At 46.4% G+C, this 25400-nt stretch carries 24 protein-coding genes and 1 other RNA gene; 14 read left to right on the top strand and 11 right to left on the bottom strand.

Annotated elements, in window-relative coordinates:
* Positions 1–255: 255 nt before the first annotated feature.
* The 4 genes from L2731_RS11995 to L2731_RS12010 are packed head-to-tail and all read left to right on the top strand — an operon-like array spanning position 256 to position 3330.
* Positions 256–546 carry a DUF6127 family protein gene (locus L2731_RS11995; protein WP_078462491.1) on the top strand — a complete coding sequence of 97 codons (291 nt, stop codon included), beginning with the start codon at positions 256–258 and terminating at the stop codon, positions 544–546.
* A 1-nt stretch (position 547) separates the two neighbouring features.
* A complete protein-coding gene (locus tag L2731_RS12000; RefSeq protein WP_249253329.1) occupies positions 548–1006 on the top strand; it encodes a holin family protein in 459 nt (152 codons plus the stop codon).
* A gap of 1 nt (position 1007) precedes the next feature.
* Positions 1008–1445, top strand: a complete 438-nt coding sequence (locus L2731_RS12005; RefSeq protein ID WP_249253331.1) for a lysozyme — start codon at positions 1008–1010, stop codon at positions 1443–1445.
* Between the two features lie 49 nt (positions 1446–1494).
* On the top strand, positions 1495–3330 hold the full coding sequence (locus L2731_RS12010; protein WP_249253333.1) for an N-6 DNA methylase: 1836 nt from the start codon (positions 1495–1497) through the stop codon (positions 3328–3330).
* Between the two features lie 131 nt (positions 3331–3461).
* Here the strand turns inward: L2731_RS12010 and L2731_RS12015 are convergent, their stop codons facing one another.
* A complete protein-coding gene (locus L2731_RS12015; RefSeq protein WP_249253335.1) occupies positions 3462–4475 on the bottom strand; it encodes a MamI family restriction endonuclease in 1014 nt (337 codons plus the stop codon).
* 605 nt (positions 4476–5080) lie between these two features.
* Between L2731_RS12015 and L2731_RS12020 the strand changes: the two genes are divergently transcribed.
* Positions 5081–6616: a ParB N-terminal domain-containing protein gene (locus L2731_RS12020; RefSeq protein ID WP_249253337.1), complete on the top strand. Its 1536-nt coding sequence runs from the start codon at positions 5081–5083 to the stop codon at positions 6614–6616.
* Positions 6616–7497, top strand: coding sequence for a DNA adenine methylase (locus tag L2731_RS12025; RefSeq protein ID WP_249253338.1), 882 nt, complete (start codon positions 6616–6618; stop codon positions 7495–7497). The genes L2731_RS12020 and L2731_RS12025 overlap by 1 nt, the downstream gene beginning before the upstream one ends.
* A 25-nt stretch (positions 7498–7522) precedes the next feature.
* Here L2731_RS12025 and L2731_RS12030 read toward each other — a convergent pair whose 3' ends face one another.
* The 8 genes from L2731_RS12030 to smpB form a co-directional block, all read right to left on the bottom strand.
* Positions 7523–8080: a recombinase family protein gene (locus tag L2731_RS12030; RefSeq protein WP_249253339.1), complete on the bottom strand. Its 558-nt coding sequence runs from the start codon at positions 8078–8080 to the stop codon at positions 7523–7525.
* Between the two features lie 143 nt (positions 8081–8223).
* Positions 8224–8376: a hypothetical protein gene (locus tag L2731_RS12035; protein ID WP_249253340.1), complete on the bottom strand. Its 153-nt coding sequence runs from the start codon at positions 8374–8376 to the stop codon at positions 8224–8226.
* A gap of 79 nt (positions 8377–8455) precedes the next feature.
* Positions 8456–8896 (bottom strand): DUF2787 family protein, encoded by a 441-nt coding sequence (locus L2731_RS12040; RefSeq protein ID WP_219822478.1) that lies wholly within the window; start codon positions 8894–8896, stop codon positions 8456–8458.
* On the bottom strand, positions 8893–9375 hold the full coding sequence (radC, locus tag L2731_RS12045; protein WP_160798814.1) for a RadC family protein: 483 nt from the start codon (positions 9373–9375) through the stop codon (positions 8893–8895). Before radC ends, L2731_RS12040 begins: the two co-directional genes overlap by 4 nt.
* A gap of 349 nt (positions 9376–9724) precedes the next feature.
* Positions 9725–10753, bottom strand: coding sequence for an endonuclease domain-containing protein (locus tag L2731_RS12050; RefSeq protein ID WP_249253341.1), 1029 nt, complete (start codon positions 10751–10753; stop codon positions 9725–9727).
* Positions 10753–12234 carry a site-specific integrase gene (locus tag L2731_RS12055; protein ID WP_160798812.1) on the bottom strand — a complete coding sequence of 494 codons (1482 nt, stop codon included), beginning with the start codon at positions 12232–12234 and terminating at the stop codon, positions 10753–10755. The genes L2731_RS12050 and L2731_RS12055 overlap by 1 nt, the downstream gene beginning before the upstream one ends.
* A 409-nt stretch (positions 12235–12643) precedes the next feature.
* Positions 12644–12999: a transfer-messenger RNA gene (gene ssrA / locus L2731_RS12060) on the bottom strand.
* A gap of 122 nt (positions 13000–13121) precedes the next feature.
* Positions 13122–13613 (bottom strand): SsrA-binding protein SmpB, encoded by a 492-nt coding sequence (gene smpB, locus L2731_RS12065; RefSeq protein WP_011865070.1) that lies wholly within the window; start codon positions 13611–13613, stop codon positions 13122–13124.
* Between the two features lie 203 nt (positions 13614–13816).
* Between smpB and L2731_RS12070 the strand changes: the two genes are divergently transcribed.
* Both L2731_RS12070 and L2731_RS12075 read left to right on the top strand, forming a co-directional pair.
* Positions 13817–14248 carry an SRPBCC family protein gene (locus L2731_RS12070; protein ID WP_041510526.1) on the top strand — a complete coding sequence of 144 codons (432 nt, stop codon included), beginning with the start codon at positions 13817–13819 and terminating at the stop codon, positions 14246–14248.
* Between the two features lie 28 nt (positions 14249–14276).
* Positions 14277–14609: an RnfH family protein gene (locus L2731_RS12075; protein WP_220058678.1), complete on the top strand. Its 333-nt coding sequence runs from the start codon at positions 14277–14279 to the stop codon at positions 14607–14609.
* Positions 14610–14737: 128 nt separating this feature from the next.
* On the opposite strand, the gene L2731_RS12080 is transcribed toward L2731_RS12075, so the two are convergent.
* The gene (locus L2731_RS12080; RefSeq protein WP_239849999.1) at positions 14738–15238 is read right to left on the bottom strand and encodes an outer membrane protein assembly factor BamE; all 501 of its coding nucleotides are present in this window, start codon (positions 15236–15238) and stop codon (positions 14738–14740) included.
* A 378-nt stretch (positions 15239–15616) separates the two neighbouring features.
* Between L2731_RS12080 and L2731_RS12085 the strand changes: the two genes are divergently transcribed.
* The 6 genes from L2731_RS12085 to L2731_RS12110 all read left to right on the top strand — a co-directional run bounded on the left by L2731_RS12085 (position 15617) and on the right by L2731_RS12110 (position 24916).
* The gene (locus L2731_RS12085) at positions 15617–16444 is read left to right on the top strand and encodes an SAM-dependent methyltransferase (protein WP_249253342.1); all 828 of its coding nucleotides are present in this window, start codon (positions 15617–15619) and stop codon (positions 16442–16444) included.
* Positions 16445–16528: 84 nt separating this feature from the next.
* Positions 16529–16750 carry a hypothetical protein gene (locus L2731_RS12090; protein ID WP_041510529.1) on the top strand — a complete coding sequence of 74 codons (222 nt, stop codon included), beginning with the start codon at positions 16529–16531 and terminating at the stop codon, positions 16748–16750.
* 15 nt (positions 16751–16765) lie between these two features.
* Positions 16766–18574, top strand: coding sequence for a tetratricopeptide repeat-containing diguanylate cyclase (locus L2731_RS12095; RefSeq protein ID WP_249253343.1), 1809 nt, complete (start codon positions 16766–16768; stop codon positions 18572–18574).
* 1477 nt (positions 18575–20051) lie between these two features.
* A complete protein-coding gene (gene aceB / locus L2731_RS12100) occupies positions 20052–21686 on the top strand; it encodes a malate synthase A (RefSeq protein ID WP_249253344.1) in 1635 nt (544 codons plus the stop codon).
* A gap of 107 nt (positions 21687–21793) precedes the next feature.
* On the top strand, positions 21794–23119 hold the full coding sequence (gene aceA / locus L2731_RS12105; protein ID WP_249253345.1) for an isocitrate lyase: 1326 nt from the start codon (positions 21794–21796) through the stop codon (positions 23117–23119).
* Between the two features lie 348 nt (positions 23120–23467).
* Complete coding sequence (locus tag L2731_RS12110) at positions 23468–24916, top strand: HDOD domain-containing protein (protein WP_239850004.1); 1449 nt, start codon at positions 23468–23470, stop codon at positions 24914–24916.
* Between the two features lie 2 nt (positions 24917–24918).
* On the opposite strand, the gene L2731_RS12115 is transcribed toward L2731_RS12110, so the two are convergent.
* The gene (locus tag L2731_RS12115) at positions 24919–25392 is read right to left on the bottom strand and encodes a nuclear transport factor 2 family protein (protein WP_249253347.1); all 474 of its coding nucleotides are present in this window, start codon (positions 25390–25392) and stop codon (positions 24919–24921) included.
* Positions 25393–25400 lie beyond the last annotated feature (8 nt).

A 25400-nucleotide genomic window follows, 5' to 3' on the forward strand; every position in this document is an offset into this window, starting at 1 on the left:
GAACTCTGCACTGAATGTCGGTCTTGTGTTCTTCATTTCTACCACCTTTTTTCCAGAAGTGAGTCTATCACTTCGTCTATTCAGGTGGCCAAATTCACTATGCCACTACAACCCGATGTGATGCTGAAGTCCCTAATAGTTAACCAAGTACTTTGATTTTTGAAACCGCCCCTGAGGCGGTTTTTATGTATAGGACATACGGTATGTCGCGATGCCATGGATGGCATAGAGCGACCGTGTTTTAGGAGAGCATAAATGGCGCCTGCCAAAGAAAAAGAAAACGGCATGGTTGTCATGCCAAAAGACGAATTTGAGAGCCTTTTGAATAACGCTGCCGAGCGAGGAGCTGAACGAGTATTGGCACACCTGGGTTTAGAAAATGGTCATGCCGCACGTGATATTCGAGAGCTTAGGGACCTACTGGAAGCTTGGCGAGATGCCAGGCGAACCGCATGGCAAACGGTAATCAAAGTCGCTACCACAGGCATTCTAGCCACACTGCTGCTAGGTGCCGCCATCAAACTAAAACTGTTCGGAGGACAATAATATGCTCACATTGTTAGGTAGCCTGCTTGGCTTTATTTCCAGTGCCTTTCCAGACTTGCTGAAAATCTGGCAGGACAAACAAGACAGAAAACACGAGCTACAGATTCTCGATCGCCAGATGGAGCAGATGCGCCTCGGCCATAATCAGAGGCTTGAAGAAATTACCGTCAATGCGGATATCAACGAAAGCCTCGCATTACTAAAGCACGACAGCCAGCCTTCTGGCGTAAGGTGGGTGGATGGGCTTCGAGCTTCTGTGCGCCCAGTTATCACTTACGCTTTCTTCCTGCTGTTTACCACTGTAAAAGTCAGTGCGCTTTATGTGCTGGTGGTTGATCAGGGTATGGAGTTTGTTTTGGCTTTACCACAAATCTGGGACCCAGAAACGCAAGCACTGTTTGCAGCTGTGATGAGCTTTTGGTTTGGTCAGCGAGCTTTGGCAAAAGCCAGGGGGCAGTAATATGCGCCACATTACCCAAGATGGCATCGACCTGATCAAGCGATTCGAAGGATTTAGCTCGACAGTTTATATCTGCCCAGCCGGATACCCAACCATCGGCTATGGGCATTTGGTTCGTTCTGGCGAGTCTTTTAATGAGATCAGTGAGACTGAAGCTGAGGAACTATTGCGTAGAGATGTCGAGTCGGCAGAACGATCGGTCCTGCGTTTGGTTAACGTCCCACTAACTGATGGCCAGTTTGATGCGTTGGTTTCATTTACCTTTAACCTGGGATCAGGGGCTTTTCAGCGATCAACCCTTCGGAGAAAGGTCAATCATCAGGCTCATGCTGATGTGCCAGAGCAGCTAATGCGCTGGGTTTGGGCTGGTGGGCGGAAGTTGGGGGGGTTGAGTCTTAGAAGAAATATGGAAGGAAGCCTATACACTGGAATGTCTTGATTTATGAAATATTTCCTATATATTACGAGGAAATATTTCGGAGGTTTTCATGGCGACAGTGAGAGAGTTGGCTTCTATTTATAGAGAAGCTCACAACAAGATGAGAAATGTGGATGGCTTGCAGCCTCAAGAGGCTTTTGATGAGCTGCTTAAGTATCTATTTTTCAAGCAAAATTATGAAGTTTCAACACCGCTAGCAGCAACGACCAACCCAACGATTGTTGAGGTTAAAAAGTTGTTTTCAGGGTTTCTTGGAAAAACCAATTCATGGTCTTCAGAAATCTGGAGAGAAAAAAAGTTTTATTTGTCTGATGAGTGTTTGGCAGACGTACATGAACTTTTATTCCCCATTGAATTTAAGAAGATAAATTATGATGTTAGAAGCCATGCATTACGAGAATTCTTATCTTCTGATTTGAGAAAGGGTCACGGAATTTTCCTAACACCAGATGACGTGGTTAAGGCGATTGTAAATTTTGTCGATCCTCGTGAAAAAGATAAAATCCTTGATCCGGCATGCGGTTCAGGTACGTTTTTAATTGAGTGTTTAAGTTACTTCTCTGAAAGCAAAAAAGTTGAGATTTTTGGGAATGATAAAAGTGCTCGTATGCTGCTCCTTGCTGATCTCAATTTGGGCCATTTTGATAAAGTTAAGTTTTCCAAGAAACTCTCGGATTCTTTAAAATCATCGCCGTTTGAAAATAGTTTTGACACTGTCCTTACCAACCCTCCTTTTGGAGTCTCTTTAGATTCACGAGATTACGATTTCTCGAATTACAAAACCTGTATTGATGCGAGCGGCTACCCGCTCAAAAAACAGTCGAGTGAAATAGTATTCATTGAAAAATGCTTCCAGATGCTAAAACCTGGTGGAACCTTAGCGGTTGTTATTCCTAAGAGCATTGCCACAAATAATTCGCTTGCGCTAGCTAGGCGTGCCCTGAGTGACTATGGCTACATTTATGGAATAATGAGTTTGCCTCCGGAGACATTTGCATCTACGGGGACACAAACAACCACAATCGTTTTATTTGCCAAAAAATACAAGAATAAAACAGAGCCAAAGGAAGGTAATCGAATCGCTTTTGCAAATATTAAGAATGTTGGGTTTGACTCTACAGGCAGATATCGTGATGGCTCTCAACTAAATGAATTTCCGAATTTAATGAAATCAGCACTGGAGTCTGGAGATGATAAGGAATTTGTTTCAGTAATAGAAGCGGATCAGAAAGTTGATAGTTTTTCTTTGCTGGAAGATGTTTTTATTAAGCAAGCAAATTCTGAGAGCGGTGTTGCTTTGGCCGAATTATGTGAGTTTATTGGTACGGGGAAAACACCGGCTAGAAGTGCATATTCTGATGTAGGGGCGTTCTTAGTAAAAGTTGGTAATTTAACCGGCTCGGGTATCAATTGGGAAGCTAGAGATAGGAACTATATTTCTTCCGATGAAATCAAAAAACGTTCGTCAGCCAAAAAACCATTGATTCTAAAAAAGGATGATATTTTACTGACTTCGTCTGCACATAGCCCAATTTATATTGCGAAAAAAAGTGATATTTATACTGGAACACCTGATTTCATAAGTGAATCTGCCGTCTCGTTCGTCGGAGAGGTTATGCTGGTTCGTCCTAATAAAGAAAAAATATCACCATATTTACTGTTGGCATTTCTTAGATCTTCTCAAGCAATTGAGAGTATTCAAAATATGGTTAGAGGTCAGACCGCCCATTTACATGCGAATGACTTAGGTAAGCTCGTCGTCCCTGATGAGGTGTTTAAGCCAAAAAGCCGTTTTTCTGAAGCCGCTGAGATAATCAAAAAACAATCCTCACTTAGTGAGGAGATGAATCGTCTTGCCTCTGAGCAAAGCAAGCTTCTTGGCTGATTTTGATGAAATAACAAAAGATAAATTTAGGTCTGGCATGTAACAACTGACTACACTTAAAGCAATACTAGCTAAATCGCACTTCACTGCTCCTTGGTTGTAATGAGGTGCGATTATTTTAGTCGTCTAGCTCATCTTCTCTTATATGCGGTTTTGGCTATAGCAATCTTGTCAGTGTCTCTTAGGTCAAGAAGTGCTCTCGCATCTTGATTTATAAATGGTAGCAGTTGAACAAGTTTCTTTTTGTTAATTGTTTTCTTCTCTGTCAAATCTCTTAGGTCATCAAAAGTGCCGCTATTTAATTGTGGCTCAATTATGTTCCTATTTTCTTCCATGCTTAAGATTTTAAGCTCATCCATATTGATTAATGAAGTTGGCATTGATTCTGCTGTTAGTTCAGATCTGTCTTTCGATGGATCTACAAACAAATCGATCTCAACCTTAGGCTCTGTATTAGCATCGCTTACGGTTGCCTGGAATACCTTTATTGGATTGCATAGATAAAACTGATAACTATAGGGCCAAAAGTTTTTTGGGGCTGGTGTTTTGTTTGGGTTTTTCTTTATGTGCTCTAAAAAGATTTTGTAATAGTAGTTAGACATTATTGTTTTGAAATGTTCGTGCCTAACATCTGTGTTCCATATCTCAAAAGCTTGAAACCTTATGGTTTCAAAGTCGTTTGCTGAAAAGTTGGGATAGTCTGCAATAGTTAAAAAAACTCGTTCAATATCCTCAGTTAATAGCTTTAGCTCGTCTTCTGTTTTTACTGTGAATAGCCATTTGCTGTCATCCATCCTTTTTAGGTTCTCAGAGCCACAGTGGGGGCAAACTGCCTCTATCCGTAAAACTTTGTTAGAACAGTCTTTGCAAGAATCCAGTTGATCAACCCTACTGCAGCTCTTTACTTCTGAACCGTCTTCGAGGTCGTCTCCTCTGGCACCGGTTCTTGAGCCGTGTACCCCGGTTATTAGTGATGCCAGATGCTGCCCTGGGTACCCAATTTTCATATTAGGAGTTTGTTTAGTTACATGTGACCACTCTAAGGCTTTGACTCTAGGAGCTAAAACAAGTTGATCTAGAAGCTTTAAAATTTGTTTTTCGTTGTCTTCAATTTTTAAGTATTCGGGGTTCGGTAATGCAGGCATGCCATCCTTCTCTTGTAATAATTGGTTGAGTTTTCAGAAGATTATAATCTTTAAATAGATGATGATCACTTGATAAATGTTTTTTGAGATGATAACTGCGATCCCGTCGCCCAACCAATTCACCCAACAATCCTTTTGATTAGTCCGATAATAAGCTACTGATTTTAAAGGATCCTCTGTTCTCTGGTCATGGACTTGGGCTGTTCGAGATGGGGAGAGGTGCAGAGAGTATTCGGCAATTCAGAGAATATTCGCCTTGGATAGTCTGAGATTAAGAATGGTGCGAAGTCCGTAAACCCTTGCCATATAAGGCCTGTAGCGCGGGACGCAGGCATAAAAAAAGGTGAACTGAGATCAGTTCACCTTCTTCAATTGGTGGAGGCGGCTTATGTCAAACCCCCATTACCTAACTACCTGATTTCCATCTGGAACCGACAGTGGGTTATGTAGCACAGAGAGTAGCACAATTTCAAAGACGTATGACAACATGTTATCTACAGAAGTTACTACAGGGTCTCAATTTTATGATTTATCAGCCTTTCGGATTGCTATTTGTTTTGTTATTCAATACATTGCATAAAGGCTAAGAGAATATGGATATTGTGATGACGGAAGTAGTCAAATGGTGGGAAACACGTACACCTCGTTCTGTAGATAATCTGCGTTTGTGGATTGATAATCCTCGTTTAGATCCGATAGAAAGTCATGAGACACTTAATGATTTTACCGAAGACCTATTGTCTGATAACGCTGAGCGTGATGATTTTATAGCTTTAGTTAAGTCTATCGCTGAGCGAGGCTTTCAAGGGTTTGACCCTGTGGTTGTATGGAAAGATGATAAAGGTCGATTCGTTGTTGCTGAAGGGAATCGAAGAGTTCTTGCCTTAAAGTTATTACGGCGTCCCGAAAGTGCCCCACAGAGTATCAGACGGTTCATTAGAGAGCAGGCCCGATTAATTGATAGAGATAGTATTGAGAAAATCAGGGTTTGTGTCGCCCCTTCCTACGAGGAAACTCGTTGGTACATACTCCAACGTCATTCAACAGGCTCTTTACTCAAGAGATGGCAGCGTTTGCAGCAACAACGATTTATTCTTAATGCTTATGAAGAGCAAGAGGAAGATATCGATGCAACTGCAAGTGTTACAGGCTTGAAGCCCGGAGAGATTAATGAAGCTCTTAGATTTGTGTGCTTGAGAAATATTGCTACCCGTAGTGAAATCACGTCGAAGCTTACCCCAGAAGAGAAAGAACAGGTCTATAGTCATAAAATTAGTATGACAATCTTGGAACGTTGGTTTGGTCGAAAATTGATTCGTGAGAAATGGGGGCTTGAATTTCAGGATATGACGGTTGTTATCAAATCTGAATTGAGTAGTTTTTACAATGCCTATGCCCAATTCCTAAAGATTATGCTTAACCCATCAGACAACATCCTAGGATTTCCGATCAATACTCGTACTATCGATCAACGCTTTGATGAAATATATAAGGCATTGCCTGAGGTTACTTTTCCTAGCGATGACAGTAGCTATATCGTTACGCCAGAGAAATATGATGCTGATAAAGAAAGGGAAGGAAAGAACTCTTCTGAGGCCAATAACCTGGGCGAGCCTAATCCATCTACTTCTAATGGGCCTGATGTCAAAGGGGGAAACCTTGCCTCTATAAAGCCATTGAAGGCAAATCCTGATCGTAACCAGATGGCCTCTGGTTTTTACTCAATAAATGTTACGAGTTACAAACTTAAGGCTCTTTATAACGAACTGCAAAAATTGCCCGTTGATCGGTACAAGAACGTATCAGCAGCAAGCTTAAGGGTGTTCCTTGATTTATCAGTTGATGAGTTTATAAAAGCTAAAGGGTTAGAAAAAGAGATTGCAGCTAAGGAAAAGTCTGATTACTCAGAAGTAACTCTTATAAAGAGGCTTAGATTTATTCAGGCAGATCATATAGAGGACAAAGAAGCAAGAAAGGTCATTAATGGGCTTATGAATCATAGTAATGACCATAGCTTAAACACATTGAACGATTACGTTCATGGCACTAAAACGCACAAAACTACTCGTAGATTTATTAATGGATTTTGGGATATGCTTACGCCACTTTTTGCCGTACTTATTGATTTGAAGGAAAAGTGATGTTTTATTCACCGCTTAGATACCCTGGTGGTAAGTCCAAGTTAACTGCGTATGTGCTTGAGACATTGAAAATCAATGAGCTAGAAGGTGGTGTGTATGTTGAGCCTTTTGCTGGCGGGTGTGCGATAGCTTGGTATTTATTGCTAGAGGGACATGTCCGTCAAGTATGGATTAACGATCTTGATAACGCTATTCATTCCTTTTGGTACAGTGTCTTGTATCGCACAGATGAACTTTGTGAATTAATCAGAGATACCGATGTAACTATTGAAGAATGGTTTAGACAGAAAGAAATCTATGCTAATGATTCGGATGTATTAAGGTTAGGTTTTGCAACGTTTTTTTTGAATCGAACAAACCGCTCTGGAATTCTCAAGGCTGGTGTTATTGGAGGTATTGAACAAAAAGGCGATTACCCGCTGGATTGTCGTTACTCCAAAGAGACATTAATCGGAAAAATTAGGGCAATAGCTGAGCGGGCGGCAGATATACATCTAACAAATCTAGATGCTACTCAGTTCATTGATGAATATTTACCCAGCATTGAAGGAAAGTGTTTAGTAAATATTGATCCACCTTACTACGTGAAAGGTAAAGGGTTATATCAGAATTTTTTTGAACATGATGATCATTATCGTCTATATGAAAGTGTACGTAGGATAAGGCATCCTTGGATAGTTACTTATGACGATACTCCTGAAATATTGGGGATTTATTCTGAGTTCGAACCTGAATCGTTTGGATTGACTTACACAGCGCAAACTAAGCGTAAGGGGTCAGAACTGATCGTCCATAGCCCCTCGTTGGTTAGAGCTGGTTATAAGCCTGATGTTACTTTCGCAGAGTTAAGGCGTATAAAGCGTAGACAAGGCGAGCATTAGGGTAAAGCTGCCGCCATCCGTGCTCTTAATCCTGCTGCTTTTCTTTCTGTTTCAATATCCTTTGTACACTTGAGATACTGATTTGTAGCGCCTTAGCTATCTCTGTTTTAGGTAGTTTCTGTTCCGCTAGGTGTAGGACTTCATCAGACTTGGCCATAGCTGTTGCAGCTCTTCCTTTGTAGAGTCCTTTTTGTTTTGCAATTGCAATCCCCTCAGCTTGTCGTTCTAGCATTAATTCTCGCTCAAAGGTGGCTATTGCTCCCACCATTGTTAACATGAGTTTGCCTGTGGGTGTCCCTGTATCAATCCCTAGGTTCTGGATTTTAAGGGTGACTTTCTTAGCGGCTAGAAACTCTGCTATTTCCAGCAGGTGGCGGGTGTTCCTTGCCAGCCTGTCTAACTTGGTCACTACAACTGAATCCCCCTCACGTACAAACTCCAGCAACAGGGTGAGTTGTGGACGGTCATCTTTAGCACCACTAACTTTCTCCTGAAATACCTTATCGCATGGACTCAGGGCGGCGAGTTGGGCATCTAGGCTTTGTCCTGTGGTTGATACTCGGGCATATCCAATGGCGGCCATAGTGGACTCCTTAGTTGGTCAATAGGGTCTAGGTACACTGACCAAACGTGTCAAAAGTCGGAAAGGAACCCATGTGACACGGTTTAAGCAACCGTTCTTACTGTGTCACATGGGCTTGGTCTATTGACCTGTACGGCGAGGACTCAGGAAATCTCCTTCTCGTTATCCTCGTCATCTAGGCCATGGTTACTTTGGTGGTTAACCCAAGGGTCTTCACCTGACAGATATTCGTCAGCGAATGCTTGGATTAAGATTGGCACTATGGTCAGTAGTGCGGCTTTAGCGACCTGCTTCATTAGTTCGTTAATGATGATTCTCCTTGTTATCTAATCGGCAGCATAAAGGTCTTACAGTCCTTCTTGCTGCATTGGTGGGTTAATCCCAAGTGATGGTTATCTGAAACGTATCGTTGTTCAGATAGCTGCGGAAGTTGGCTTCCCATATCCGATAGATACCGCTGAAGTTTCTAAGGGGATGAATACCAACAAATGCCTGATACCCCTGTCCGGTGGTGAAGTTGAAGTCGATATCCTTTTCCAGCTCAGGGTAGGGGCGGCCAAAGTAGCCAAAGTCAGTGATGTAGCAGATGTGCCAATCGCTGTTCGTAGGGCAGGGCTCTATGCGGATCTCGACAGGATGAATACCACCTGATTCAGGTGAATAATCAGGGGCACGAAAGTTGAGCGTTACGCCAGTCTGCAAGGTGGCTGGTGGTTTCTCTGCAAGTAAGGCCATAAGTTGTGCCACCAGCATTCTGGTAACGGGAAGCCAGCGTCTTGCTGGTTGAGCGTTGATGAAAATCGATTTGTCTCTCATATCCACCCCCGCTCGGCGAATGATACAACGTCCAGATGACCAATCACCAGATGGTCAAGTACAGGGATGTCTATGGTTGCTAATGCCGCCTTTAGACGCACTGTGATCCGTCTATCTGCATCTGATGGTTCAGGGCAACCCGATGGGTGGTTGTGGGCGAATATTACCGCTGCGGCGTTCCTAGCGAGTATTAGCTTAACGACTTCTCTGGGGTATACAGCGGCTGCGTCTATGGTGCCGTAGAACAGCTCCTCGTAGCGAATAAGCCGATGCTGACTATCCAGTAACATGACGGCAAAGACTTCCCGTTGGTAGTCACTCATACGCAATTTAAGATAGTCTTTTGTGATGACCGGAGAGTTGAATGGTTGGTGTGGTTCAGTTTGTTGGCCGTAACGGGCTTCCAGAATAGCAATAGCTTCTCTGACTACGTTATCATCGGGTGTTTCAGATAGTGGATTAGTGTGTTTGGATAACATGGTTAGACTCCTGAGTAATTGTTTTTCCTCAAGATTCTTATGCCTTAGTCCAATTCAGATATTTAATCAGGTACAAGGTATGAAAGTGTCGGACTGTTACTTACCATGGTCCGACACTTTGATTTTGGACGTTTTGCTTAAATCCCTTTGGGATAAGGGGACTGAGCGTTATACATGTGCATATAAAGAAAAGGGTGTAGTCCCTAGGGCTATATACAGTGTATTTCTACGAAAATTTATTGGTTTAGTGGAACAAAATCGATAACCTATTGATAATTAATGACTATAAATTGTCATCGGTACCGGTAATTGTCACTCGTTTTGCCACTTTTTTTGGAACAATTGCACATTAGTTGTCTTCCTCATGCTCAATAACCAATACCCTCATTTCCTTGCCTTGGTATTGGAGCCTTGCTCGTTTCGATGAAACACCGTTTTGGTGTAAGAAATTGGCGATATCGACCAGTGGTTGTTTCGACCTTGATTTAATCGCCCCGATGGTTTGTAGGTATTCTAAGCATACATCCAAGTTAGTCGGTGGAATAAACCGTTTGCCCGTGCGAGGATGCGTTTTGATGAGCAAGTTGATCTGCTCTTGAATAGCCGATGGAAGATGCAGTGGATAACAGATTTCATAGCAAGTACCTAGCCATTCTTGTGCGTTCTGCTTACCCAAGCGAATGACCTTGTAGCCCAATGCCTCCAGTTCAGTATCACGCTCCCTATCCTTGCGTTTTTGTCTAATGGAACCGTGATATTCTTCATCAAATTCAATGACAAATTTGTTGACGACTACTGATGTCTGATACTCCTTGGTAACGGTGATCACAAAGTCCACGATGTGGGAAGCGATAGGTACCTGCTGATCAAAGCGAAAGTCAATGTTTCTATGCAGTGCATCTAACTCCTCGGTTAATGATTTCAGTTTGATAGCAAACTTTTCCTCGGCTCTTGCTCGCTTGGTTATAGGGGCTGGAAACCCTGTGTACTTAGCAAGTTTTTCTAGGTGTGTGCGGTTGTAAGCTGCGTTTGGACCATAGGCGAGCAGTAACATGGCAAAGGTGACATGTAGTGTTCGAATGTATCTGGGGTTCTTGGTGTTTGGAAAGTCGTCGTCCTTAAGTACGCCTGCTTTAATTGCTGCGGCAATTGCTCTTTTCATCCACTGGGCGTAGCGCCCGTTGGCATTATGCAGCTTACTGTAAAGCGTTCGCATCTTTACTAGAGGGGGACAGGTAGCATAATGGTGTTGTAATGCTTCTTGATAGATATCTTCGAAGCGATAGTCTTGCCGTAACAGCGGTTTCCAACCATTGGCCATTACTGCTTGTTCAAAGCGAACTGAATAGCGATATGCGGGGATTCTAGGAGTATTCATTATGCTGACTCCTCTTCAGAGACAACTGCGGCAGGAGCATTGTGAAAGATATCTGGTGCAATTGGTTTGATATGAGCTGTAGCACCGTCATAGTTAACGCCGTTAACGAGCGGTAGGAGATGAGATACATCATCCGCTAGAAGTCCACCGTACTGATTCCCCGCATGACCAATTAAACGAGCGATATGCTCTGGATTAGCAGTCATTCGGCTAAGTTTGTCTCGGTATGAATGACGGAAAGCATGAGGGGTAACGTGCTTGGGTAACCCTAGACGATCCCTGAAGTGCTCGATGAACCATTCACTTGGCTTATTGCTGTAGTTACCTTGGATCAAGCGGATATTGGTAAATAGCCTTTGACCAGAGTGACTTCTTACATAGTCGACATATTCAATCAAGCCGATTCTGAGCAATTCTGAGTGGATCGGAATAACACGAGCTGCGTTAGGTGTTTTCAGGTACTGGTCATCCCGTGTCTGTTGGACAACGAAACACCACACCTCTTTGATTTGCTTAATGTCATCAACGAGTAACTGGGAAATCTCCCCTAAACGCATACCGCTATAGGCTGCTATCAGAGGCATCCAGAAGTGGCTTGGATGCTGAATTTTCTTAGTGTGAGTGCCCTTAAGTTCGCTAAAAAGAGAGTGAGCAAAGATCTGTTTGGCTTCGTTGTCAGTGATGGGGTCTCGTTTGGCCTGTTTCGATACCTTAGGCGTAGGGAGATTATCGTCGGGCATTGGATTTAACTTGATGTAGCCCATCGATTCAACCCAGCGAAAAAACTCCCTTAAGCGGTTCATGTGGTTATTTGCGGTGGTGACTGATATTTTGAGTGCGTCATCGTCAGTCAGGCAAGCTTGAAGCCCATCTCGCGTAATATCAGCTTGGTACTTCCCCTTGATGAGTCGCGGTAGGGTGGCTCGTAACTCCCGACCTTGGCTACGTGTAAGTGCTGCAACTGAGAGATCTCCAAGTCGCTCTAACGAAATAAACAAGGTGTGTTGATACTGCCTGATAGTCTTGGCTTTCCAGCCTTTTTGCTGGTTTTCTGATAGGTATTCCTGCATCACTTCGGATAACGTTTTATTGGACGCGGGTTCAGTTCCCAAAGCGGAATCGGAAGTGATTTCCGCACAGTGAGTTTTAGTTGTAAAGAGTGGTTTATGGTGTAAAAGGGATTGATAGATGGACGGAAGTTTATCGCAGACTTGGCGTACTAAAGGCTGTAATTCAGATTCATCAGGCAATAACTGCCCTGACTCGGAAAAGTACTCTTTTACAAGTCGCTGGGATTGCTCTAGTCGATTTAGCCTTGAGGCTTCGGTCGATAGGCTTTTGAATAGGCATAACTTCTCAATCCATTCGACATATTCACCTTCTTCTCTTGGTGCGGATTGCCAATCGCCAAGCTCCATTTGGTGGTAATGATGGATGATAGTTTGAACCTGATTTTTTAGTGTTTCATAGGTAGACGTCATTTGAGAATCCTCATGTGTTGACTTTAGGGTTGTCTCAAGACCCAGCCAGTAGTTGCGATTATTGGGCTCAGTGGACCCAGCAACTCCACCTAATGCGGCGGCTACATGATTTGTACTCAAACAGTTACCGAATAATTCGGCATTTCGTCTGCGAATGAAACTATTGAGAAGTAACGCTAATGTTCTGGCTTTTGGATAGTCAGAAGTTCTAAGAGATATCCTCAATGACGTATTTATACTCCTAGTGGGAAGGCGTTGTCTATACCACCAGGTATGATTTCTCTGATAAAGATACGTTGGAAGGGGGGGCATGGAATGGACTCCTGTAGCACAACTTGTAGCACAAAAGAGTCAATTCCAGATAAGAAAAAAGGACTGAAACCGTTATGGAATCAGTCCTTTAGGTGTGTGGTGGAGGCGGCGGGACTTGAACCCGCGTCCAAAAAGCCTACATCCTCGGCGCTACATGCTTAGTCTTTCTATTGGTTAACCAACAACACTCCGAAAGACAGGATTGTTATTGGCGAGTTCAGTACTGTTTCGCGGTTCACCCCTGAACATGGTTCCCTCGCTATCAAATGTAAAGGTGACCATCTTAATACTCTGCCCATTTGAGAAACGTGAGCAAGATGGCTAGCTAGCCTAAGCTGCTAGAGCGTAGTTATCGTCGTTTGCAACTATAACTGTGCGGCTTTTTACGAGGCCAACCGCCCCTCGGCATGCTCCTAGGGTTTCGTGAATCTTGTCGAATCCAGAATCGCCCCCAGTACAATTTCGATTGTAACCCGCGTCGTCCTCGATTACCAAGGATTAATCACCGGGGTTACTATCGTTTGTTCGTTATCCGTACGTTTTACGCCAGACAAGTCGCTGAATCACAGCGATTATTATCGTGCGGCATGTTTCATGGTACGAGATTTTTCAATTTTCCACTCGCGCTCTTTGGTATCGTCGCGCTTATCGTGCTCTTTCTTACCCTTACCTAGGCCTATCTCTAGCTTAACCCAGGCATTTTTGCGCCAATACATGGAGATAGGTACGATAGAGTAGCCTTGACGCTCGACTAAGCCTTGCAGCTTATCCAGCTCTCTGCGGTTGAGCAGCAGCTTACGATCGCGCATAGGGTCGCATACCACGTGAGTCGATGCGGTATTGAGCGGTGTGATGGTGCATCCAAACAGATAGGCCTCCCCATCTCTGAGGAATACATAGCTCTCAGACAGGTTTACCTTTCCGACTCGGATCGATTTCACTTCCCATCCCATCAGGGATAAGCCGGCTTCAAATTTTTCTTCAAATTTATAGTCGAAGTTTGCGCGTTTATTGCGTGCAATCGTCGCCGGTGGGTTCTTTGATTTTTTTGCGTTTTTCTTAGCCATAGGAGGGCTATTATACGCGCGGTAAACCAATTTGGAATTGGCTCGCGCGATTATTTGTTTAATTTGCCTGCGTAAATGGGTCGAGGTGGTGTTTTTTTGAGCTTGGTGTCAGTACCGGGTGAGGTGACCCGTTCATTCGAGCATGTTAAAATCAGTTTTTTGCTTTATGGTGTCAAGGCCAAGGTTTTAGGTTAAACAGTCATATGCCCAAGATTTCCCGTAGCGTATTAGTGCGCTTTAGTGCCATGCAGATGTACGAGTTAGTCAACGATGTGGAGTCCTATAAGGAGTTTCTGCCGGGTTGTGTTGGCGGTAAGGTGCTTGAGTTCGATGGTAAAACCATGGTGGCCTCGGTCGATGTCTCTAAGGCGGGGATAAGCAAGACCTTTACCACACGTAATCAGGTGATCCCGGGTAAGCGGATTGAGCTGGCGCTGGAGAATGGTCCCTTCAAGCATCTACATGGTCAGTGGGAGTTTACCGAGCTGACGGAAGATGCCTGCAAGGTGGACTTTGAGCTCAACTTCGAGTTTTCCAGTTCGCTAGCGGATATGGCCTTTGGCAAGGTGTTTAAGGAACTCATGTCTTCTATGGTGACCGCTTTTACCAGCCGCGCCAAAGTGATTTACAGCTAACAGCTATTTAATCTCCCTAGGATGTAAGATGAGCGATCAAGATAAGTTTGCCGTTGAAGTAATTTATGCCTTGCCGACCCAGCAGAAGCGTATCAGTGTCATGGTGTCGCCGGGCACCAGTTGTATCGAGGCGGTGAAACAAAGTGATATCTGCCGTTTCTTTCCTGAGATCGATCTGGAGAAGGTTAAATTAGGTATTTTCAGCCGAGCGGTGAAGCATGATGAGGTGTTAGAACCCGGGCAGCGAGTGGAGATCTATCGCCCCTTGATTGCCGACCCCAAAGATGTGCGTCGTCAACGGGCCGAGAAGGCCAAGAGTGAAGGCCGGGCCAATAAGACCACTGGGGCCAAGGTGAGTTAACCAGGTTTTATCTGGTCGCAAGCGAGAACAGCATTTAGATAGTAAAAAGGGTCTTAAGCAATGCTTAGGACCCTTTTTTTCGTCTTAAAGACCAGGCGCTTAAACTGGCCTGGTGCTAGTAATCGCCTTTATTCAAACTCTTTAACTTCGTTGAGTTCTTGCGCTTTTTTCTCTTCAACGAGTGGCTTGGTATCCGGGCGCTGCTCTGGGTTCAGCGGAACCAGATCGCCTTTAGGTGCGCCGAGTTCTGGCAGCGTGCTTTGATCCAGCGGCGTGTTAAAGTCGGCGGCCAGCTCATAGTCGCCATCGACGCTAGAAAGCTTGTCGTTGGTGAAGTGCAGCACCAACTCTTTGTGGGTGATGCTGGCATCGCGACCACTCTTGTAGTGATAAACATAGTACCAGGTATCGTCAGAGAAGCTGTCGCGCAGCACGGGACGGCCCAGGATGTATTCGACCTGCTCTTTGGTCATCTCGATTCTGAGTTTTTCGACCTGTTGCGTCTCCATGTAGTTGCCTTGCGGCACATCTGGCTTATAGATCAGCCAGTCAAATACGCTACATGCGCTTAATGAAAGAGACAGCGCCGCTGCGCCTAATAGAGTAATACTATGTTTTTTGATGGTCATTGAATGCGCTACTTCCCTAAAAATCTGTCGGCCATGATACCCAAGCATTCCCCATGCTGACAAGCGCAATCGCCGTTTTCTGGATCTTGCCTGCGGATCAGCTAAGGCCTTTGTGTTTGGGGCGCCCAAGGGGAGGGCGAGTAGTTCAGACCGACGTGTTAACGATTAGTTTCATCGGCTTGCATGAATTTTGTCCAAATAGTGCGGCCTAAGCCTGGAGCCGTGATAAAAATGGCAGACTAATTAATTGTTAGTATTTGTTTTATCCCGATTTGTGGTAAGTTATTTTGGTTTACACCTTTGTAGCATTGGCTTAATTTGTTTAATTGAAAAAGCTGCAACAAGCCAAGGAGCAAACGGTGGTTGATTACCCGGGCAATGGACGGAAGCATCGATATGGGTGAAGCCTATACAAAAGGCAGTTTGGTTTGCGTAGGCACAGGTTTAAACCTGGGCGGTCAGATAACTGTGCTGAGTAAGAGTTATATCGAGCTGGCCGATGTCGTTTTTTCTTTAGTACCCGATGCCTTCTCCCTCCAGTGGCTGCAGAAGATGAATAGCGATGTTAGATCGCTGCATCGCTATTACGCCCAAGGTGATGAAGTTAAGAGCCGTCGTGATACCTATCAGCAGATGGTTGAGGCGATATTAACCCAAGTCAGGGCGGGTAAGCGGGTGGTTTGCGCCTTATATGGCCATCCTGGTGTCTTTGCCTGCGTGTCTCATATGGCCATTCGCCGGGCGCGGGAAGAAGGTTTCGAGGCCAAGATGGAGCCAGGGATCTCGGCTGAGGCCTGTTTATGGGCCGATGTGGGGATCGACCCGGGGCAGTCTGGGCATCAGAGCTTCGAGGCAAGCCAATTCATGTTTTATTGCCATACGCCGGACCCTGCTACCCATCTGCTGCTGTGGCAGATAGCCATCGCCGGTGAGCACACCCTTACCAAGTTTCACACCAATTCGGACTGCTTACGGGTCTTGGTCGAGCAGCTTAGCGAGTGGTATCCCTTAGACCATAAGGTCATCCTGTATGAAGCGCCCAACTTACCGACTCAGGCGCCTCGAATCGAACGTCTATCACTCAAGGCTCTGCCGGAAGCCAGGTTAAGTCCTATTACTACCCTGTTAATACCACCTGCAGCGCCACTCAGTGTAAATCATAAGGTTTTGGCAAAACTCGGAATTTCAGAAGACTTATTGGGTTAAAAAATGAGACTATGTTTGATTAATCCTAGAGTGGTCAAACTATTGTCTAGCAACTAGTGTTATTACATAACAATGGAGAATGATATGTCTAAGCTAAGCGATTTTTTTCAGAAATTAGGTTCGGATGCCGCGCTGTTAGAGGCTTACAAGGCTGACCCTAAAGGAGTGATGAAGGCCAATGGTCTGACGGATGAGGAGATTCAGGCGGTATTGTCTGGCGATAAGGCGCAGCTCGATTCGCTTTCGGGCGATACCAGTGAAGTACAGTCATATCTGATTATCACTAACCCAGATGACAGCAAGTAACCCTTAGTAATTTATATGCATTACCTCAGACTATTCTTGGCTTGTGCCTTTTCGATAGCATTTTGCCCGCTTGCCACCGCGAGTGACGTCGACTATGACGCCGTTATCGATGAGTTAAAGGCCGCGCTGATTGCAGAGCCAGCCAAATCGTCTGAGGTAATTGCCTACCTTAAAGAGAATACTCAGCACTTGAGCCGCGAACAGAGGGCTCGGGTGTTAACCCTCGAGAGTAACAAGGAGATGTTTAACGGCGCCTATGAACGCGCCTTTAATCTACTCATTCAGGCCGAGCAACTGAGCCACTCTCCCGAAATTCAAAATTCCATCTATCTGTATCAAGCCACCGCACTGATCGCCATGAAGAACTATCAGGGGGCACTGGATGCGATGGCGAAGAATCTTGACCGTATCGAACAGATTGATGATGTCACCATCAAGATGACCTCCTACCTGAGGCTCGCCAATCTCTATTTGGATCTTGAGGTCTATGATGAGGTGAAGCGCTACGCCTCACTGGCCTATAGCCTAAGCCGTGATAGTTCACCCAAGGAGCAGTGTTACGCCCAGCTGTTTTTGGCGGCAGGGGAGTTAAAGCTCTCTCAATACAATGAGGCCAAGCAATTATTTGCCGATACCAGAGCCTTCTGTCATGAACATAACATTCCGCTTATTGTCGCCATGGCCGACAAAGGTAAGGGGACGTCGCTCCTTAAATTGGGTGAGTTGCAGCAGGCCGAGAGGCTATTCCAGTCAGCCCTCACCGAATACAAGACATTTAAGTTCCAGTTAGAGATCAACGATGTAAACGCCTTGCTGGCCGAAACCTACTTGATGAAGAAAGAGGTGGGCAGTGCCAAGCAATATGCACAACAAGTCATAGACGTACCAGACGATCCTAGCGTCCTTAGCGCGAAGAAGCGTGCCTATAAGGTGATGGCGGATGCCTTATCCGTAGAGGGTGAGTATCAGCAGGCCTATCGTTATCTGGACAAGTATTTGCAGCTGAGTGAAGCCGCTATCGATGAGACTAAGGCGAAGGCCTATGCCTATCAGATGGCTAAGTTTGAGAATGCCGAGAAGGCCCGCGAAATTAAGATGCTCAACCAGGACAGGGCGCTCTATACGGCGCAGCAAAAAGTGGTTGAGCTGGAGAGGTATAACGAGAGCATGGCGCTGATGATTGCCATTGGCTGCTCTATCTGCCTCATCATCTTTGGCGCCTCTATGTTTGTGCAGAAGCGCAAATACAAGCGTATCTCGCAACGTGATCCGTTAACCGGCGTATTAAATCGTGGTACGGGACAAGATTTTGCCGAAAACCTGTTTGTCGATGTGCTGGCCCATCGCAACGTGTTTAGTGTGGTGATGTTCGATTTAGACCACTTTAAATCGATTAACGATACCTATGGTCATAGTGCCGGAGACTGGGCGCTGCGTCGCGTGGTGGAAGCCGTTTCAGCGAGTCTCAAGGGGCGCGATCTATTTGTGCGTATGGGCGGTGAAGAGTTTGCGATCTTCTTACCTTATACAGATGAACAGGCAGCCTTAAAGGTCGCCAAGCACTGCCGCCTTGCCATAGAGTCTATTCAGACCCGTCCTCATTATAGCGACTTAAGTATCACCGCAAGTTTCGGCGTCTGTACCAGTGTAGAGGATGACCTTAGCCTGGACCCGCTCATGAAGCGCGTCGATATCGCCATGTATCAGGCCAAGCGCAATGGCCGCAACTGTGTGGTGATGTACCGTCCTGGTATGGCGACCATGTCTGACAAGGCGGCAAACCCGACTAATGGGGCTAACGCCACTAATGCAGTAAATGCATAATGGCTATTTAGTGGCTAGTGTTTAGTTCCCAGTATTAATGCATAGCGCTGGCTTATCGCCTTTACCCTTTAAACCCTTAAAGTTATGTATTTGAATGCGATGCAGCCGAACTCTTGATTGGCCTCTCGTCCTGCGCATTAAATCTGGTTTTAGGCCATCTTACTTGCTTACTTACTTACTTACTTACTTACTTACTTACTTACTTACTTACTTACTTACTTACTTACTTACTTACTTACTTACTTGCTTCTCCCGTGATGTATCTCCTACTTAATAGTGCTTTAAGTAGCTCTTTTAATTGACTCTTTTAAGTGGCTTTCTTTGGCATTGGAGCCATCTTAGAGCCGTGGCTTAATCATTTGCCTGTGCCTGTGCCTGTGCCTGTGTCTGTGTCTGTGCGTACGCCCTGGTGTCCACTAATTGCCCGCCTGCTTGCCTTTCATCGTATCGCCCCTCTTTAACTCTTATCTCATGAATCAATCCATATAGGAAAGCACTCGTATCCTGGTTTGAGAATCCAGTCGATATAACTAGGGAATTGTTTTTTTCTGCTTATTTTTAATTAGCTTAGGTGGTGGCTTCCTGGCTTTAGGCCATAGCTTTTGGGTATTAGCTTTTGGATATTAGCTTTTGGATATTAGCTTTTGGGTTTTAGGCATTAGATTTCCAGCATTATTTTCCAGACTTTAGTTTCCTTCCTGACAGCGTCTGATGTGGTTTGTGTATCGAATCACTTAGGCAATGAGCCTTAGGAGGGGAAGTCGGCCTGTTAAGGGAGTAGAGCTTGGTACGAATGATGAGTGACTATTTTGGGGTAAGTATGCAATTTATTCGGTTTTTTTGGATTTTTTTTGCATCAAACCAAAAAAAATCGTGATGTTGATCGACAAACGTTACCGATTTGTGACAAGTCATTGTGCTCGCCCTGCATCTCGTTTACGTAAACGTCAAATTAAAACGTGCGTTTGATTTCTGCTTGTTCTGTGAGTCAGGTAATTTACTGAATATTAGTGGTTTTTTATGGTTTACTCGCAAGGAAAGCAAAACGAACGGCTCTAAATTCGATCAGGCTCTAAGCTTGATTGTGTGTACCGTTAATCTTACTTGGTGTAACTAAATTACGTAATAACTTTCTTTGGATGGTTGTTGGTTAATTTGTCTGACAAGTTTAAGGTTTTGTTGTTTTTAACGTTGGTAGAATAACGTTAAATCAATAAAAATCAATGTCTAATGTGTGCGTTTTGGTTTTGGTCTTACCAATTTTTTGTGATGTAATTTCGGTGTTTTAGCTGTTTTTCTCGTCAGTTGTATTGTTGCAATCCCAACAGTTTGTTAGTAGGTTTTGTTCAAAACGTACATTTGTAACCCCTTGCTGGTGTTTCAAGCTGTATGGCCTGCACTAGAGGCGTGGCAAGCCCTATTTTGTGGACTGGATGAATTGAAATTAACGGTAAGTGAGCGCTTGGGAGATATCGGGATGACTGAACAGGTAATGAATAAACATCAGCTAGATACGGGATTGTCTATCCTGGGGGCGACAGTACCAGGGCAAGAGATAGTGCTTAATGAAGGCGCGCTTAGCTTGCTTGAAGTCTTATGTGATCAGTTTGCGGCAGAGGTGCCAAATCTGCTCGACATGCGTAAGCAGAAGCAGGCATCGATCGATAACGGCGCCTTGCCGGACTTCTTACCCGAGACCCGTGCCATAAGAGACGGCGACTGGCAGATCCGCGGTATCCCGCAAGATCTACAGGACAGACGCGTCGAGATCACCGGGCCTGTGGACCGCAAGATGATCATTAACGCCCTCAATGCCAACGTTAAAGTCTTTATGGCCGACTTTGAAGATTCATTGGCCCCAAGCTGGACTAAGGTGATCCAGGGACAGATTAACCTGCGTGATGCGGTGCGTGGCGAGATTGAATATACCGCCCCCGAAACAGGCAAGCATTATACCCTTAATGATGACCCCGCGGTGCTTATCGCTCGCGTTCGCGGCCTGCATCTTAAGGAGAAGCATGTGGCCTTCAATGGCGAGGCGATCCCTGGCGCGCTGTTCGATTTCTGCCTCTACTTCTACCACAACTATCGTCAATTGCTGGAGAAGGGCAGTGGACCTTATTTCTACATCCCTAAACTCGAGAGTCATGTCGAGGCGCGCTGGTGGGCCAAGGTGTTTGCCTTTGTGGAAGAACGTTTCTGTCTGACGCCGGGCACTATTAAGTGTACCTGTCTCATCGAGACACTACCCGCGGTGTTCGAGATGGAGGAGATCCTCTATGAACTGCGCTCAAACATAGTGGCGCTCAACTGTGGCCGCTGGGACTACATCTTCAGCTATATCAAGACGCTTAAGAAGCATAGCGATCGCATCTTGCCCGACCGTCAGGCGGTCACCATGGATAAGCCGTTCCTGAGCGCCTACTCGCGCCTACTGATTAAGACCTGTCACAAGCGTGGCGCCCTGGCGATGGGAGGCATGGCGGCCTTCATTCCTGCCAAAGACGCTGCACAAAACGAGGCGGTGCTGGTCAAGGTTCGCGGCGATAAAGAGCTCGAGGCGCGTAATGGCCACGACGGAACCTGGGTAGCGCATCCAGGTCTGGCGGATACTGCCATGGGGATCTTCAACGAGTATATAGGTGAGGATCACGTCAACCAGCTGCATATCACCCGCGATGTCGATGCGCCAATCCAGGCAAGGGATCTCCTCATGCCTTGCGAAGGCGAACGCACCGAGTCGGGTATGCGCCTCAACATTCGAATTGCGCTGCAATATATCGAGGCCTGGATCCGCGGCAACGGCTGTGTACCCATCTATGGCCTGATGGAAGATGCGGCGACGGCAGAGATATCGCGCACCTCTATCTGGCAGTGGATCCAACATGAGCAGAAGCTCTCAAACGGCAAGCTGGTTACCAAGGAGCTGTTTAAAGAGATGCTGGTCGAAGAGTTGGCCAACGTGAAACTCGAGGTGGGACCAGATCGCTTTACCCACGGCAGCTTTACTCAAGCGGCAGTCCTGCTGGAAGAGATCACCACGTCTGATGAGCTGGTGGATTTCCTCACCCTGCCAGGCTACGAGATATTGACCCAGGGCGACCACGCTTAACGCGATGATTTTATAAATGAAAGGGTAATACCCAAAACCTATTTAGCGCCTTTGAATGTGAGTGGTATTGAGGGAGCTGGATGCTAACACCTGAGATGGAGAAGATTATGACTAAGGCAACTACACAGATTTCACGTCAAGAACAGATTGATGCGATTAAACAAGATTGGGCTGAAAATCCACGTTGGGCCGGCGTTCGTCGCCCCTATTCAGCAGAGGACGTAGTGGCCTTACGCGGTTCGATTGTCCCGGAAAATACCCTGGCAACTCGCGGTGCGGAAAAACTATGGCAGCTGGTTAACGGCGGCGCTAAGAAAGGCTATGTCAATTCACTGGGTGCCCTCACAGGTGGTCAGGCGGTACAACAGGCTAAGGCAGGAATCGAGGCCATCTATCTGTCGGGCTGGCAGGTGGCCGCCGATGCTAACCTGGCGGGCACAATGTACCCGGACCAGTCTCTCTATCCAGCAAACTCTGTGCCTGCAGTGGTTCAGCGCATCAACAACTCGTTCCGCCGCGCCGACCAGATCCAGTGGAGCAATCAGATTGATCCACAAGATGAGCGCTATACAGACTACTTCCTGCCTATCGTAGCCGATGCAGAAGCGGGTTTCGGCGGTGTGCTTAATGCCTACGAGCTAATGAAGAACATGATCGACGCTGGCGCCGCAGGTGTGCACTTTGAAGATCAGCTGGCTTCGGTGAAGAAGTGTGGTCACATGGGTGGTAAGGTACTGGTACCGACTCAAGAAGCGGTACAGAAGCTGGTATCTGCGCGTCTGGCGGCCGACGTGAGCGGCGTACCGACTCTGGTTATCGCCCGTACCGATGCAAACGCTGCGGATCTGCTGACCTCTGACTGCGACCCATACGATCGCGACTTCATCACCGGCGAGCGTACTTCTGAAGGTTTCTACCGTGTAAATGCTGGCATCGACCAGGCTATCTCTCGCGGTCTGGCCTATGCTCCTTACGCCGACCTAATCTGGTGTGAGACCGCCAAGCCTGATCTGGAAGAGGCGCGCCGCTTTGCCGAGGCGATTCACGCACAATACCCAGATCAGCTGCTGGCCTATAACTGTTCACCGTCTTTCAACTGGAAGAAGAACCTGGACGATGCCACCATCGCCCGCTTCCAGCAGGAGCTGTCGGACATGGGTTATAAATACCAGTTCATCACCTTAGCCGGTATTCACAACATGTGGTACAACATGTTCGACCTCGCCTATGACTATGCGCGCGGTGAAGGCATGAAGCACTATGTTGAGAAGGTACAGGAAGTTGAATTTGCCGCAGCGAAGAAGGGTTACACCTTCGTGGCACACCAGCAAGAGGTGGGTACAGGCTACTTCGATAAGGTGACCAATGTGATCCAGGGCGGTGAGTCTTCGGTTACGGCGCTGACAGGCTCAACCGAAGAGGAGCAGTTCTAAAGTTTCGACTTGCTGTCCTTTAGCAGCGGTTGTTCCTCGCACTGTGTTCCTACGTGCGGTGCGAGGTTTTTCTTTCCTTTCCAAATTGTTATTTTTGCTTGCCTTGGCGGTCCCTCTTGAGCCGCCTTTTTTATTTTCTTCTTATCTTTTGAGCCCGCTCGTCGATATAAAGGTGAAATCCTCGCCATGTGGATCGGGTATAGGTGATAAACGTGATTTGCCTCTGGCGACAGATGTAATTGTTATGTTATAAGTTTTTCTGCCTATAATTCATCAAAGACGGCGCCAGATAACTTAGCGCTATCCTTATTTCTTCATATAAAGAGTAGATAAGCATTGAACACTGCTATGTCAGGAAAAGGTGCAGAGTACTGGACCAAACGCATCAGCGAACAGGAGATGCCGGCACTTAGCTCGACGGTGAAGACCCTAGAGAAGCTTGCCAAAGACGATGTTTCCTCCCTGGCGATACTCGGCCGCAGCGTGATGCATGATAACGCGCTGACCTCGCGAATTCTTAAGGTGGCCAACAGCGCCATCTATAACAAGGGGATCTCCCACGTTACGACCGTGAGCCGCGCGGCCGTCGTTCTGGGCTTCGATACCATACGTAATATCTGTATTACCGCTAAGCTCCTCAGCAGCCTTTTAGAAAACAAAGGGTTATCAGAGGATGTCTACCAGAGGCTACTTACCCTGATGGCCAGAGCCTTCCAGGCAGCCATGCTGGCCAAGATGATGCTTAAAGATCACGACGAAGAGCTGCAGGAAGAGGTGTTTATCGCCGCGCTGCTCTATCACCTGGGAGAGAGTGCCTTTTGGAGCATGGGCGGTGAAACGACAGAGCAGCTCAATGCACGTCTCAATAAGGTGGACGAAAAGGAAGCCAGCGCCGTGGTCAGAGAGGTGCTGGGAACCTCCTTTACCCAGCTCTCCATGGGTATCGCCAAAAACTGGGGCCTAGGTGAGGTATTGGTGAAGTCCTTGTCGAATCCCAATGAGCGCACTCCCGAGATCCGCTCCATCTATCTTGCCAATAAGATCAGCGAGTTGATGGCGAGCGACAGCAAAGATATTACCGAGCTGAACCACCGTATCAAGCAGGCCGCAGACATGCTGGACCTCGAGGTGGATGAGTTTAAGGGGCGGATGATCCAGTGTAGCCATGCTACCCGAAAGCTGGCCGATACTTATGGTGCCAAGGTACTCGTGGCCTTCCTGCCCGATACCCATCAGCTGACGCTGGCGGCGGAGCCAGAGGATGAGCCAGTTAAGGTTCGCGAGTTTAATGTCGAGCTGCAGTTGAAGAAGCTTAGGGAGCTCACAGATTGCGCCATCAATAAGGCGAACTTTAATGAGGTGATAACCATTACCCTCAGCGGCCTGCTCGATGGCATAGGCATGGATCGCTGCGCCGTCATGCTACTCTCGCCAAACCGTAAGCGCCTGCAACCTAGGGTGGTGGTTGGTGAGAACAGCGACAAGATGAAGAATGAATTTGTCGTCGAGCTCAATCATGATAAGAATGTGTTTGGCGAGAGCGTCGATCTCAAGAAGCCGTTGTTTATCGATAACCCAGGCTCGGAAAAGTGGCGCCTCTATACCGACGAAGCGCTCAGGCGCCATACCTCACCAATGGGCTTCATGTTGGCGCCGATATTGGTGGATAACAAGGTAATTGGCCTGTTATATGCCGACAGGCACAGCTCAGAGCGCAAGCTGGTTGATGCGGATTTCGACCGTTTTACCCATTTCGCTCAGCTGACCAATCTCTGCCTCTCTGTCTCGGTGCATTAACACTACTCTTTCTGACTCGCGGCGCTGATCTGCGCCGTGATCCGCTTGGCCATGGCGTTGGGGATGGGAAAACTCAGGTGGTATTGCAATATCTTCCAGCCCTCAGGGGTGAGGACCAGGGTGCCTGTGCCGCGGCAGTTGCCATAGGACTTACTGCTTAAATGCTCATCGAAGACGATCACCTCACCGTGCTGTTCTAGCTGCCTGGATACCAGGGTGTAGTGCCAGCCCTTGGTGGGACGGGCATAGGCGGCAAACTCCTTCATGGTCCAATTTTCCGTTGCATCGGTACCGATAAAATGGGCGTCATCGGTATAGAGGGCAAAATACTTGTCCCAATCGGCGCTGGCGGCGTAACTGTGTAACTTGTCTAAGGTCTGAGTCGCCTCTAGTGGGGTCTCGGCGCGGCTAATGCTGCTGAGCAGCAGGGCGCAGCCTGCAAGTATCCAGGTCAGCGAGTGATGTCTGACGGCCATGGTGTTCT

This window comes from Shewanella aquimarina, assembly GCF_023349185.1.
GTDB lineage: Bacteria > Pseudomonadota > Gammaproteobacteria > Enterobacterales > Shewanellaceae > Shewanella > Shewanella aquimarina.